This is a genomic window from Stenotrophomonas sp. SAM-B (assembly GCF_013387485.1).
GTDB classification, from domain to species: Bacteria; Pseudomonadota; Gammaproteobacteria; order Xanthomonadales; family Xanthomonadaceae; genus Stenotrophomonas; species Stenotrophomonas maltophilia_AA.
Window position 1 is genome coordinate 682,881 of the sequence record NZ_JABBXB010000002.1, and the last position, 13,253, is coordinate 696,133.

Sequence of the window (13,253 nt, forward strand, 5' to 3'; positions counted from 1 at the left end):
GCATGTAGGCAGGAAGCAATCCTCTGGAGCTTCCCCCGTGGCCGCAGCCGCCGATAAAACCAAGAAATCCGCCGACAAGGACAAGACCGCCAAGCCGCGCAGTCCGCTCCTGGTCACCGCCCTGGTCGCGGTGCTCGCCGCCGGCGCCGCCGGTGGCGGCGTCTGGTACTTCACCCAGTCCAAGCACGACGACAAGGCCGCCAAGCCGGCCACCAGCAAATCCGCCGTGCCTGCCCCGGCGCAGTACTTCGGCCTGGAACCACCGTTCGTGGTCAACCTCAACAGCAGCTTCGACGGCCCGCGCTACCTGCAGGTCGAAGTGCAGCTGATGAGCCGAGACCCGGCCGCGATGGAAGCGATCAAGCTGCATGCGCCGGCCATCCGCGCCAAGCTGCTGATGCTGTTCTCGCAGGTCGAACCGACCGACATCGCCGACCGCGCCGGCAAAGAGCGCCTGCAGGCCAGTTCCCTGGCCGAAGTACAGAAGCTGCTCAAGGCCGAGACCGGCAAGCCCGGTGCCGACGAATTGCTGTTCACCAGTTTCGTGACCCAGTAAGGGCGACCATGAATGACCTGCTTTCCCAGGACGAGATCGATGCCCTGCTGCATGGCGTGGACTCCGGTGCGGTCGAGACCGACATCGATGCGCCCACGCCCGGCGAGGCGCGCTCGTACGATTTCGCCAGCCAGGACCGCATCATCCGCGGTCGCATGCCGACCCTGGAAATGGTCAACGAGCGCTTCGCGCGCCTGTGGCGCATCGGCCTGTTCAACCTGATCCGGCGCTCGGCCGAACTCTCCGTGCGTGGCATCGAGCTGATCAAGTTCAACGACTACATGCATTCGCTGTACGTGCCGACCAATCTCAACCTGATCCGCTTCAAGCCGCTGCGCGGCACCGGGCTGATCGTGTTCGAGCCGACGCTGGTGTTCGCGATCGTGGACAACTTCTTCGGCGGTGATGGGCGCTACCCGACCCGCATCGAAGGCCGCGAGTTCACCGCCACCGAAATGCGCGTCATCCACCTGCTGCTCAAGCAGACCTTCGCCGACCTGCAGGAAGCCTGGGCGCCGGTGATGGACGTGGAGCTGGAGTACATCAACTCCGAGATCAACCCGCACTTCGCCAACATCGTGACGCCGCGCGAGTACGTGGTGGTCTGCCGCCTGCACGTCGAACTCGACGGCGGTGGCGGCGACATCCACGTCACCCTGCCCTACTCGATGCTCGAGCCGATCCGCGAGCTGCTCGATGCCGGCATCCAGAGCGATCGCAACGACCGCGACGCGAGCTGGGGCGTGATGCTGCGCGAACAGCTCAACATCGCCGAAGTCACGCTCTCCAGCGTACTGGCCAGCAAGCGCATGACCCTGCGTGAACTGACCGGCCTCAAGGTCGGCGACATCCTGTCGATCGACATGCCGGCGCAGGTCCCGTTGTGCGTGGAGAACATCCCGGTGTTCACCGGCGAGTTCGGCATCGCCAACGGGTGCAACGCCGTCAAGATCACCGCCACCCATCCCCCGGGCACCCGCCCACGCGTTCCCGTACTCCAGGAAGTCTCGAAATGAACGATATCGAATCCAACGAACCGCTGTCCCCGGTGGAACCGACGCCAGCGCAGTTCACCACGCTGCAGTCCGATGAGAACCTCGGTCCCGAGCTGAACCTGGATGTGATCCTGGATGTACCGGTGACCCTGTCGCTGGAAGTCGGCCGCGCCCGCCTGCCGATCCGCAACCTGCTGCAGCTCAACCAGGGTTCGGTGGTGGAACTGGAACGCGGTGCCGGCGAATCGCTGGACGTGTTCGTCAACGGCACCCTGATCGCCCATGGCGAGGTGGTGGTGATCAACGACCGCTTCGGCGTGCGCCTGACCGACGTGGTCAGCCCGAGCGAACGGATCCGGAGACTGCGTTGAGTGCCGGGCTGCTGATCGCGGCCGGCGCCTCGACGGTCAAGGTCGGCCAGCATGCCGCCGCCGCACCGGGCATGTTCGGTGCGGTGCTGGCGTTGCTGGGCGTGCTGGCACTGATCGTCGGCCTCGGCTGGCTGCTCAAGCGCATGCCCGGCAGCGGCTTCCGCCCGGCCGAAGGCCTGCGCGTGGTCGCCAGCCTGACCGTCGGTGCCAAGGAGCGCGTGGTGGTGGTCGAGGTCAATGGCACCCAACTGCTGCTGGGTGTCACCGCCGGCGGCATCAACACGCTGCATCAGCTGCCCGAACCGCTGCCGACCCCGCCGCCGGCGCGCCTTCCCGATTTCAAACACCTCCCGAATTTCGCCCAGCTGCTGCAACAGCGGCTGCGCAAGGAATCCTGATCATGCGTGGCCCCCGTACCTCCTGGACCCGTTACCTGCCGCTGTTGCTGACCGCCCTGCTGTGCGCGCTGCCGGCCCTGGCCTGGGCTGCGCCCGGCGTGCCGGGCGTACCGGCGCTGCCGGACGTGAATGTCGGCAAGATCGGCGGCCAGCCGGTCAGCCTGCCGCTGCAGACACTGCTGCTGATGACGGCGATCACCCTGATCCCGTCGATGCTGCTGGTGCTGACCGCCTTCACCCGCATCATCATCGTGCTCGGCCTGCTGCGCCAGGCGCTGGGCACCGGCCAGACACCGTCCAACCAGGTGCTGCTCGGCCTGGCCCTGTTCCTGACCGCGATGGTGATGCTGCCGGTCTGGCAGAAGGCGTGGGGCAGCGGCATGGCGCCCTACCTCAACGGCGAGATCGATTTCCAGACCGCCTGGACGCTGACCACCCAGCCGCTGCGCGCCTTCATGCTGGCCCAGATCCGCGAGACGGACCTGATGACCTTCGCCGGCATGGCCGGGCATGGCACCTACTCCAGCCCGGATGCCATCCCGTTCCCGATCCTGGTCGCCTCGTTCGTCACCAGCGAGCTGAAGACCGCCTTCGAAATCGGCTTCCTGATCTTCATTCCATTCGTGATCATCGATCTGGTCGTGGCCAGCGTGCTGATGTCGATGGGCATGATGATGCTCTCGCCGATGCTGGTCTCCGCACCCTTCAAGATCCTGCTGTTCGTGTTGGTGGATGGCTGGGTCCTGGTGGTGGGCACCTTGGCCGCCAGCTTCAATGCGGTCTGACCGCCCCGCCCTGTTGATCGATACGGACCCGAGACTGACATGACGCCCGAACTTGCCCTGACCGAACTGCGTGGTGGCCTGATCACCGTGCTGTGGGTCGCCGGCCCGCTGCTGCTCACTGTGCTGATCGTCGGCGTGGTGGTCGGCGTGGTCCAGGCCGCGACCCAGCTCAACGAACCCACCATTGCCTTCGTGGCCAAGGCGGCCGCCCTGACCGTGGTGCTGTTCGCGCTGGGCAGCCTGTTGATCGGCCACCTGGTCGAATACACCACGCTGCTGTTCCAGCGCATTCCCCACCTGATCGGCTGAGGCCCGCCGCCGTGGATTCCGCGACCCAGATGGCAGCCGATGGCCTGCAGGCCTTCGGCATGATCGGCACGATCCTGTGGACCATGCTGCGCATCGGCGCGATGCTGATGGCCATGCCGCTGATCGGCACCCGCGCGGTGCCGTCGCGGATCCGCGTGCTGCTGGCCGGTGCGCTGGCGATCGCGCTGTCGCCGATGCTGCCGCCGGTGCCGGAATGGACCGGCTTCGATGCGGCCACGGTATTGACCGTCGCCCGCGAGCTGGCGATCGGCGTCTCGATCGGATTCGTGCTGCGGCTGGTATTCGAAGCCGGCGCGATGGCCGGCGAGCTGGTGGCCCAGGGCACCGGCCTGGCGTTCGCGCAGATGAGCGATCCGCTGCGCGGTGGCAGCTCCGGCGTGATCGGACAGTGGTTCTACCTGCTGTTCGGCCTGCTGTTCTTCACCGTCAACGGGCACCTGGCGCTGATCTCGCTGCTGATGGACAGCTACAAGGCCTTGCCGATCGGCACCTCGCTGCCCGATCCACAGGCGTTCCTGAGCATTGCCCCGACCTTCCTGCTGCAGGTCTTCCGTGGCGCGCTCACTCTGGCGCTGCCGCTGACCGTGGCGATGCTGGCGATCAACCTGGCCTTCGGCGTGCTGGCCCGCGCGGCGCCGGCCTTGAATCCGATCCAGCTGGGCCTGCCGGTGGCGTTGCTGCTGGGGCTGTTCCTGCTCACGGTACTGGCCGGCGAAATGGGCCCACCGGTGCAGCGCCTGTTCGACGCGGCGTTCGATGCCGCCGACAGCGTCAGCCGCTGACCCGGGACACGCCGGGACAACCACGCCAGCGCTCCGCGGCGCCGCGCACCTGCCCCTTGCGATGCCCCCCGGGCGTGGCGTTAGTCTTGGCTGAAGACGAGGCCTTCACCGGTACTCTGCGGTGATGGCACCGCGTTCTGTCGTATCGCTCAGATGTTGACCAGGGAGAGCGTCATCCATGCTGATCGGCAGTTACACCCCGTGGTTGGTGGTCGTTTCGTTCCTGGTCGCCGTGCTGGCCTCGTTCACTGCGCTGGACATGGCCAGCCGGGTCACCACCGCGGCCACGCCCCGCACCACCTGGCTGTGGCTGGTGGGCGGCGGCTGCGCGATGGGGCTGGGCATCTGGTCCATGCACTTCATCGGGATGCTCGCCTTCCGGCTGCCGATCCCGCTCGGCTACGCGCTCGGCCTGACCACGGTCTCGCTGCTGGCCGCCATGGCGTCTTCGATCTTCGCCCTGTGGCTGGTATCGCAACCCACCCTGCCGCACGGCCGCCTCGCGCTCGGTGCCGTGCTCATGGGCAGCGGCATCGCCTCGATGCATTACCTGGGCATGGCCGCGCTGCACATGCAGCCCGGGATCGACTACCACGCCGGCTGGGTGGCGCTGTCGCTGGTGATCGCGGTGGTCGCTTCATGGACTGCGCTGTTCATCGCCTTCCGCCTGCGCAGCACGCACCGTCGGCTGCGCGACCGCGCCGCACCGGCGCTGGTTCTGGGCACCGCGATCGTGGGCATGCACTACACCGGCATGGCCGCGGCGCGCTTCCCGGCCGGCAGCATCTGCGGCGCAGCGGCCGGTGACGGCCTGCAGGCGCAATGGTTGGCACTGGTGGTACTGGTGCTGACCATCGCGATCCTGGCGGTGGTGCTGATCGTTTCCTGGCTCGACCAGCGCATGGAGGCGCAGCTGCTGCGGCTGCGCAACACCGACCTGAGCAGTTCGCTGGACGATGCCCACGCCGAGCTGACCCAGGCGGCACTGCACGATCCGCTGACCCGCCTGCCCAATCGCCGGCTGCTGCAGCAGCGCATCGAGCAATCGCTGGCCGAGGCCGAACAGCGTGGCAGCCGCTTCGCGGTGATGTTCATGGATCTGGACGGCTTCAAGCAGGTCAACGACGCTTACGGCCATCAGACCGGCGACGCCCTGCTGGTGGCCGTCGCCGACCGCACCCGCAAACTGCTGCGGCCGGCGGACATGATGGCGCGGCTGGGTGGCGACGAGTTCGTACTGGTGGTCCCGATCGAGAACGACGAAGACGTGGCGACACTGGCCAGCCGCATCATCCAGACCGTCGGCTGCGAGCCGCTGCTGCCGCGCCACGATCTGCAGGTGACCGCGAGCATCGGCATCGCGATCTGCCCGGACCATGCCGCCAGCGAACGCCAGCTGATGGCCTTCGCCGATGCGGCGATGTATCAAGCCAAAGAAGCCGGCCGCAACGCCTACGTGCTGTTTGCGGACTGGATGAATGACAGCGCCGAGCAGCAGTTCCAGCTGCTGGCCGACCTGCGGCGCGCGATCGGGACCGAACAGCTGTTCCTGCACTACCAACCCAAGACCCGTGTGGCCGGGCAGTCGGTCAGCGGCGCCGAGGCGCTGATCCGTTGGCGGCATCCGCAGCAGGGGCTGATTCCACCGGACCGCTTCATCCGCCTGGCCGAGCGCAGCGGCGTGATCAACGAGATCGGGCGCTGGGCGCTGGATGAGGCCTGCCGCCAGCTGCGTGTCTGGCACGACGCCGGGCATGACGGGTGGACGGTCTCGGTGAATCTCTCGCCGATCCAGTTCGCTTCGCCCAACCTGCTGCAGGAGGTCCGCGAGGCGCTGCAGACCCACCGCATCGAACCACGCCGGCTGATCCTGGAGATCACGGAAAACACGGTGATGCGTGATACCGAGGCCAGCCTTACCCTGCTGCAGGCCATGGCCGCGCTGGGCGTGGGCATCTCCATCGACGACTTTGGCACCGGCTACTCCAGCCTGTTGTACCTCAAGCGCCTGCCGGCCACCGAGATCAAGATCGACCACGCCTTCGTGCGCGATCTGGAAAACAGCTCCGAGGACGTGGTGATCGTCTCGGCGATCGTGGCGCTGGGGCATGCACTGGACATGGACATCGTCGCCGAGGGCGTGGAGACGGTCGGCCAGCGGGCCTACCTGGAGCGACTGGGCTGCGATTACCTGCAGGGGTATCTGCTGGGACGTCCGGTGGATGCCCAACGCTTCATGCAGCTGCATGACCTGCCCCGGCCCCGGGTGGAGGTGGCAGCGGGATGGACACCGCAGGCGCGGCCCGGCGCCTCGTCGGGGTGATGTCCGCCGCCGGCGGAATGGTTCTTGCACGGCCCCGGGTATCTCCTCCCGTATCGCGCCCCGATGTCCGAGAACGAACAAGCCGGCGAAAAAACCGAATTACCCACCGAAAAACGCCTGCGCGATGCCCGGGAACAGGGCAACATCCCGCGCTCACGGGAGCTGGCGACGGCGGCCGTGTTCGGTGCCGGTGTGCTGGCGCTGATGGCGTTCTCCGGCACCATCGCGCGCAACGCCAAGACCTGGATGCAGTTCGCGCTGAGCCCGGAGCCGGGCCTGCGGCTGCATCCACAGGCGCTGTTCGGCCACTTCGGCGAGCTGCTGCTGCGCCTGCTGCTGGGCATGTGGCCCCTGATCGTGATCTGCCTGCTGGCCAGCTTTCTGTCGCCGGTGGTGATGGGCGGGCTGCGCTGGTCGGGCAAGGCGATGATGCCGGACTTCAAGCGCATGAGCCCGATGGCGGGCATGAAAAGGCTGTACGGCCCCGAAGCCATCGCCGAGTTCACCAAATCCCTGCTGCGCATCGCCTTCGTCGGCACCGCGGCCGGGCTGGTGGTCTGGCACGGCATCCGCCCGCTGCGCGACCTGCTCAACCAGCCGCTGGAGGCCGCCATGGTCCACGGCCTGGGCTTCACCCTGAAGCTGATGCTGGCCACCGGCGGCGCGATGATGCTGCTCGCCGCCATCGATGCGCCGTACCAGCGCTGGAACTGGATGCGCAAGCTGAAGATGACCCGTGAAGAACTGCGCCGGGAGATGAAGGAAAGCGAGGGCAGCCCCGAGGTCAAGGGCCGCATCCGCCAGCTGCAGCAGCAGATGTCCAACCGCCGGATGATGGAAGCGGTGCCCACCGCCGACGTCGTGGTGGTCAACCCGACCCACTACGCGGTCGCCCTGAAGTACGAGGGCGGAAAGATGGGCGCGCCCACCGTGGTCGCCCTGGGCGTGGATGAAACCGCCCTGCGCATCCGTGAAGTGGCCGACGGCAACAAGGTCGCCATCGTCTCCGCCCCGCCTTTGGCACGCGCCTTGTATCGGGAAGGTCAACTTGGAAAGGAAATTCCCGTGAGACTGTATTCGGCCGTGGCCCAGGTGCTCTCCTACGTCTACCAGCTGCGCAGCTGGCGGACCGGCCCGATGCCGGCCTCGCCCAGCATCGATATCGATGAGTTCGGCAAGGGAGGCCGCCCATGAGCGCCCAGCCTGCCGGAATGAACGTGCGCCGCGCACTGGACATGATCCGCCACGGGCTCGGTGCCCCGCTGATCGTGCTGGCGCTGCTGGCGATGGTGGTGGTGCCGCTGGCGCCGGCGGTGCTCGATGCACTTTTCACCTTCAACATCGCCATCTCGCTGATGGTGCTGCTGGCGGTGGTGTACGTGAAGCGCCCGCTGGACTTCACCATCTTCCCCATCGTGCTGCTGATCACCACGATGCTGCGGCTGGCGCTGAACGTGGCCTCCACCCGCGTGATCCTGCTCAACGGCCAGAACGGCCACGAGGCGGCCGGCAAGGTGATCGCCTCGTTCGGCGAGTTCGTGATCGGCGGCAACTACGCGGTCGGCATCGTGGTCTTCGCGATCCTGACCATCATCAACTTCGTGGTGATCACCAAGGGTGCCGGCCGTGTCTCCGAAGTGACCGCCCGCTTCATCCTGGACGCCATGCCCGGCAAGCAGATGGCGATCGACGCCGATCTCAACGCCGGTTTGCTGACGCGTGAAGAGGCCAAGGCGCGCCGCGAGGAGGTCCGCGAGGAAGCCGACTTCTACGGCGCGATGGACGGCGCCAGCAAGTTCATCCGTGGCGATGCGATCGCCGGCATCCTGATCCTGTTCATCAACCTGGTCGGCGGCCTGGCGGTCGGCGTGCTCCAGCACGGCATGCCGTTCGGCGATGCCGCGGCGACCTACACCCTGCTCTCCATCGGTGACGGCCTGGTCGCCCAGCTGCCGGCGCTGCTGGTCTCCTCGGCGGTGGCCATGCTGGTCACCCGCGCCTCGCGCTCGCAGGACATGGCCCAGGCCATGATGGGCCAGGTCTTCGGCCAGTACCGCGCGCTGACCATCGCCGCCGCGATTCTGGCGGTGGTCGGCCTGGTGCCGGGGATGCCCAACGTCGCCTTCTTGACGCTGGCCGCCATCCTCGGCTTCATCGCCTGGAAGGCCTGGAAGAAGAGCACGGCCGAAGCCCGCGCCGCCGAATCCCCGGCCACCAACCGCCCCGACACCCTCGGCCTGCCCGGTGCCGCGCCCTCGCCGACCGCCGAACTGACCTGGGACGAACTGCGCCCGGTCGATCCGCTGGGCCTGGAAGTCGGCTACCGGTTGATCCCGCTGGTCGACAAGAACCAGGGCGGCGAACTGATGGCCCGGATCAAGGGCGTGCGCCGCAAGCTCACCCACGACATCGGCTTCCTGATTCCCTCCGTCCACATCCGCGACAACCTGGAACTGCCGGCGAGCGCGTATCGCCTGCTGATCCACGGCGTGCCGGTGGCGACCGCCGAGATCCATCCGGACCGCGAACTCGCGCTGGACCCGGGCAGTGCCCTGGGCACGCTGGAAGGCATCGCCGGCAAGGATCCCGCCTTCGGCCTGGATGCCACCTGGATCCAGCCGCACCAGCGCGCCAATGCCGAATCGATGGGCTACACCGTGGTCGACCCGGCCACCGTGGTCGCCACCCATCTGTCGCACCTGATCCGCGAGCACGCCCCGGAACTGCTCGGTCACGAAGAAGTGCAGCAGCTGCTGGCCAACCTGGCCAAGAGCGCACCGAAGCTGGTCGAAGATCTGACGCCGAAGTCGCTGCCGCTGTCGGCGGTGGTGCGGGTGCTGCAGAACCTGCTGATCGAGCGCATTCCGATCCGCCAGCTGCGCAAGATCGTCGAATCGCTGGTGGAAAGCGCGCCGACCAGCCAGGACCCGGCCGTGCTTACCGCCGCCGTACGTAACGCGCTGGGCCGTTTCATCGTGCAGGAGATCGCCGGGATGTCGCCCGAGCTGCCGGTCTTCACCCTCAACCCGCAACTGGAACGCGTCTTGCAGGAGTCCACACAGGGCAACGGCGCCGCGCTGGAACCCGGACTCGCCGAGCGACTGCATCAAAGCCTGGCCGAATGTGTCGGCAAGCAGGAAGCGAAGAACGAGCCCGCGGTCGTGCTGGTGCCCGGCCCGGTACGTGCCGCGCTGGCACGGCTGGTACGCCACAGCGTCCCCTCGCTGTCCGTACTCGCCTACAGCGAGGTGCCCGAGGACAAACGGTTGAAGCTGGTCGGCACGATCAGTTGAGCCGGACCTCCGACGGCACCGCGACAGAAAACAGACACCTCATTCGATTTCACCGCAGCAGGAAATAAAGGGACTCCCTGACCGTGCAGACCACCGACAACCAGCGTTTCCCTTCCACCACTCCGCCGCCCCAGTCCCGGTACCACAGCATGAAAATCAAACGCTTCGTCGCCTCCGATATGCGCTCGGCCATGAACCTGGTGCGCAAGGAACACGGTCCGGACGCAGTGATCCTGTCCAACCGCCGGATCGAGGAAGGCGTCGAGATCGTGGCGGCGGCCAACTACGACGAGAGCGCCGTGCAGCGCGCACTGGAAGCGGCCCGCAAGGACGTCGCCCCGGCGCCGGCACCGCGCCCCCGCAGCGCCGCCGATGCCGTGATCGCCGCCGTGACCCGCCGCAAGGCCCCGGTCGCCACGCCGGAACCGGTGGCCGCCACCACCTCGGCCGTCGCTGCGCTGGCGCGCGCCGCCGTCGGCGCGACCGGCCGTACGCTCGATTCCGCCAACGAAAGCGTCCCGCAGCGCGGCAGCGATGGCTTCGCCGCCACCCTGGCCCGCGCCGGTGTCAGCCCTGCCGTCAACGAACCGTCGCTGCCGGAGCAGATCTTCGCGCCGTTCAATGTCGAACAGGCCGCCGCCGCTTCGCCGGCCCTGCCGCACGAGGTCGCCGCACCGGCCCCGATCAACCGCGCCCGCTTCGTCATCGATCCGCCGCTGGAGGAGATGGACGAGACCGCCGTGCCGGCCGCCGCCCTCGCGCCGCTGCCGGTCGTGGCCGCGGCCCTGCCGCCGGCGCTGCCGATCGCCGCGACCGTCGCCACCGCCGCCAATGAAGCGGCACCGGTCGTGGCCAGCGTGCCGGAACTGATCGTGGTTCCGCGCGACGACGAAGAGATCCGCCAGCTGCGCCACGAAGTGGCCGGCATGCGCCACGTCATCGAGCGCGAGATGCACCGCTTCACCGACGAACGCCTGCGCGGCTCGCCGGTCCGCGCCGCCGCGCTGGACCTGATGGACGAGTACGGCTTCGACGCCGGGATCAGCCGCGACGTGGCCATGCAGATTCCGCTGGATACCGAAGCCCACCGCGGCCGCGGCCTGATGCTGGGCCTGCTCTCCAAGAAGCTGCCGATCGCCCCGGTCGACCCGCTCGAAGCCGGCGGCGTGATCGCCCTGGTCGGCCCCACCGGCGCCGGCAAGACCACCACCATCGCCAAGCTGGCCTCGCGCTTCGCCGAAGCGCATGCCGCCCGCGACGTCGCCCTGGTCACCACCGACACCGGCCGCATCGGCGCCCGCGAACAGCTGTACGGCTTCGGCCGCCAGCTCGGCATCGCGGTCCATGAGGCCAGCAGCGGCAGCGATCTGAACCAGCTGCTGGAGCGCCTGAAGGACTACAAGCTGGTCCTGATCGACACCGCCGGGCTGGGCCCGCGCGACCGCGCCCTGGCCGCCCAGCTGCAGTGGCTGCGCGCCGCCGAGCAGATCCGCACCCTGCTGGTGCTGCCGGCCAACACCAGCTTCGGTGACATGGACGAGGTGGTCCGTCGCTTCAGCGCCGCCAACCCGCAGGGCGTGGTGCTGAGCAAGCTGGACGAGACCGGCCGCTTCGGCACCGCCCTGTCGGTGGCCGTGGATCACCGCCTGCCGATCACCTGGGTCACCGATGGCCAAGACGTTCCCGAAGACCTGCACCGTGCCAGTGCGGCCAATCTTGTACTTCGCCTTGAAGATTTGCGCCGCGCGGCCGATATGCCCTGCAACCCGGAGTTGAACCATGCCGTCGCGTGAGTACGCCAAGCTGACCAAGACCTTCCCGTTGTCGGCTACCCGAAGCCAGCCGCTGGGCCCGGTCCGCACCATCGCCGTCACCGGCGGCAAGGGCGGCGTGGGCAAAACGAACGTTTCGGCCAATCTGGCCGTGGCGCTGGCCGACATGGGCAAACGCACGCTGCTGCTGGACGCCGACCTCGGCCTGGCCAACATCGACGTGATCCTGGGCCTGCAGCCGAGGGTGACCCTGGCCGACCTCGTCGCCGGGCGCTGCACCCTGGAAGAAGTGATCATGGAAGGCCCCGGTGGCGTGCTGGTGGTCCCGGCCGCGTCCGGCCGCCGCCACATGGCCGAACTGCAGCCGGCCGAGCACGTCGGCCTGGTCAATGTGTTCTCCGAGCTCGAACGCGAGCTGGACATCATGATCGTGGACACCGCCGCCGGCATCACCGATGGCGTGCTGACCTTCTGCCAGGCCGCGCAGGACACCGTGGTGGTGGTCTGCGATGAGCCGGCCTCGATCACCGATGCCTACGCGCTGATCAAGGTGCTCTCACGCGAACGCGGCGTGGATCGCATCCAGGTCGTGGCCAACATGGTCCGCGACCCGAACGAAGGTCGCGTGCTGTACGAAAAACTGACCCGCGTCTGCGACAAGTTCCTCGCCGATGTCTCGCTGAACTACCTGGGCTGCGTGCCGCAGGACGACTGGCTGCGCCTGTCGGTGCAGCGCCAGCAGCCGGTGGTGAAAGCCTATCCGTCCAGCCCGTCGGCGCTGGCATTGACCGAAATCGCGCGCCGTACCGCGCGCTGGCAGGCCCCGACCGAGCCGCGTGGCGGGGTCGAGTTCTTCCTCGAACGCATCCTCAAGCAACGCGGGGTGACGGTATGAAGGGCGCAGCACAATACAAAGAAGTCCAGCGGACCGCGGCCAACGAGTGCATTGCCCAGCACTCCGACCTGGTCCGCCGCATCGCCCACCATCTGGCGGCACGCCTGCCGGCCAGCGTGGAGGTCGATGACCTGATCCAGGCCGGCATGATGGGCCTGATCGAGGCCTCGCGCAGCTACGACGCCGACCAGGGCGCCTCGTTCGAAACCTATGCCTCGATCCGCATCCGCGGCTCGATGATCGACGAGATCCGCCGCGGCGACTGGGTACCGCGCTCGGTACACCGCCGTGCCCGCGATGCCGCCGCGACCATCCGCCGGCTGGAGCAGAGCACCGGCCGCGCCGCCAGCGCCACCGAAGTAGCGGCCGCGATGGACATGCCGTTGCCCGACTACCTGCGCCTGATGGAGGACGCCTCGCGCGGTCAGGTGCTGAGCCTGGAATCGCGGATCGAAGACCAGGGCGAGCTGGATACCGTCGCCCAGGGCGGCCCGACCCCGCAGCAGGTACTGGAGCGCGGTGAGTTCGGGCGCGAGCTGGGCAACGCGATCGGCCTGCTGCCCGAGCGCGAACAGCTGGTGCTCTCGCTGTACTACGAGCAGGAACTGAACCTGAAAGAGATCGGTGCCGTGTTGGGTGTCAGCGAATCGCGCGTGTGCCAGATCCATGGCCAGGCCGTGCTGCGCCTGCGGGGCCGGCTGAAGATCTTCGAGGCGGCAGACGCCGGCCTCGAGAACCATTGAAATCGAGGAA

Annotated in this window: 13 protein-coding genes; all 13 read left to right on the forward strand. The window is 67.8% G+C overall.

Annotated elements, in window-relative coordinates; translation table 11 throughout:
* Positions 1–37: 37 nt before the first annotated feature.
* The gene (fliL, locus tag HH110_RS07260) at positions 38–556 is read left to right on the forward strand and encodes a flagellar basal body-associated FliL family protein (protein ID WP_176989035.1); all 519 of its coding nucleotides are present in this window, start codon (positions 38–40) and stop codon (positions 554–556) included.
* An 8-nt stretch (positions 557–564) separates the two neighbouring features.
* Positions 565–1,572 (forward strand): flagellar motor switch protein FliM, encoded by a 1,008-nt coding sequence (fliM, locus tag HH110_RS07265; RefSeq protein WP_176989036.1) that lies wholly within the window; start codon positions 565–567, stop codon positions 1,570–1,572.
* A complete protein-coding gene (gene fliN / locus HH110_RS07270) occupies positions 1,569–1,922 on the forward strand; it encodes a flagellar motor switch protein FliN (protein WP_176989037.1) in 354 nt (117 codons plus the stop codon). The genes fliM and fliN overlap by 4 nt, the downstream gene beginning before the upstream one ends.
* Positions 1,919–2,320 (forward strand): flagellar biosynthetic protein FliO, encoded by a 402-nt coding sequence (gene fliO, locus HH110_RS07275; RefSeq protein ID WP_176989038.1) that lies wholly within the window; start codon positions 1,919–1,921, stop codon positions 2,318–2,320. The genes fliN and fliO overlap by 4 nt, the downstream gene beginning before the upstream one ends.
* A gap of 2 nt (positions 2,321–2,322) precedes the next feature.
* A complete protein-coding gene (fliP, locus tag HH110_RS07280) occupies positions 2,323–3,105 on the forward strand; it encodes a flagellar type III secretion system pore protein FliP (protein WP_019184808.1) in 783 nt (260 codons plus the stop codon).
* A 39-nt stretch (positions 3,106–3,144) separates the two neighbouring features.
* Positions 3,145–3,414: a flagellar biosynthetic protein FliQ gene (locus HH110_RS07285; RefSeq protein WP_019184809.1), complete on the forward strand. Its 270-nt coding sequence runs from the start codon at positions 3,145–3,147 to the stop codon at positions 3,412–3,414.
* An 11-nt stretch (positions 3,415–3,425) separates the two neighbouring features.
* A complete protein-coding gene (fliR, locus tag HH110_RS07290; protein WP_176989039.1) occupies positions 3,426–4,217 on the forward strand; it encodes a flagellar biosynthetic protein FliR in 792 nt (263 codons plus the stop codon).
* Positions 4,218–4,395: 178 nt separating this feature from the next.
* A complete protein-coding gene (locus HH110_RS07295; protein ID WP_176989040.1) occupies positions 4,396–6,540 on the forward strand; it encodes a bifunctional diguanylate cyclase/phosphodiesterase in 2,145 nt (714 codons plus the stop codon).
* A 63-nt stretch (positions 6,541–6,603) separates the two neighbouring features.
* On the forward strand, positions 6,604–7,734 hold the full coding sequence (flhB, locus tag HH110_RS07300; RefSeq protein WP_176989041.1) for a flagellar biosynthesis protein FlhB: 1,131 nt from the start codon (positions 6,604–6,606) through the stop codon (positions 7,732–7,734).
* Positions 7,735–7,751: 17 nt separating this feature from the next.
* Entirely contained in the window at positions 7,752–9,833 is a 2,082-nt protein-coding gene (gene flhA / locus HH110_RS07305; RefSeq protein WP_176989154.1) for a flagellar biosynthesis protein FlhA, read from the forward strand.
* 149 nt (positions 9,834–9,982) lie between these two features.
* Complete coding sequence (locus tag HH110_RS07310) at positions 9,983–11,626, forward strand: AAA family ATPase (protein WP_176989042.1); 1,644 nt, start codon at positions 9,983–9,985, stop codon at positions 11,624–11,626.
* Complete coding sequence (locus HH110_RS07315; protein WP_176989043.1) at positions 11,613–12,500, forward strand: P-loop NTPase; 888 nt, start codon at positions 11,613–11,615, stop codon at positions 12,498–12,500. The genes HH110_RS07310 and HH110_RS07315 overlap by 14 nt, the downstream gene beginning before the upstream one ends.
* On the forward strand, positions 12,497–13,243 hold the full coding sequence (locus tag HH110_RS07320) for an RNA polymerase sigma factor FliA (protein ID WP_019182907.1): 747 nt from the start codon (positions 12,497–12,499) through the stop codon (positions 13,241–13,243). The genes HH110_RS07315 and HH110_RS07320 overlap by 4 nt, the downstream gene beginning before the upstream one ends.
* Positions 13,244–13,253: the final 10 nt, after the last annotated feature.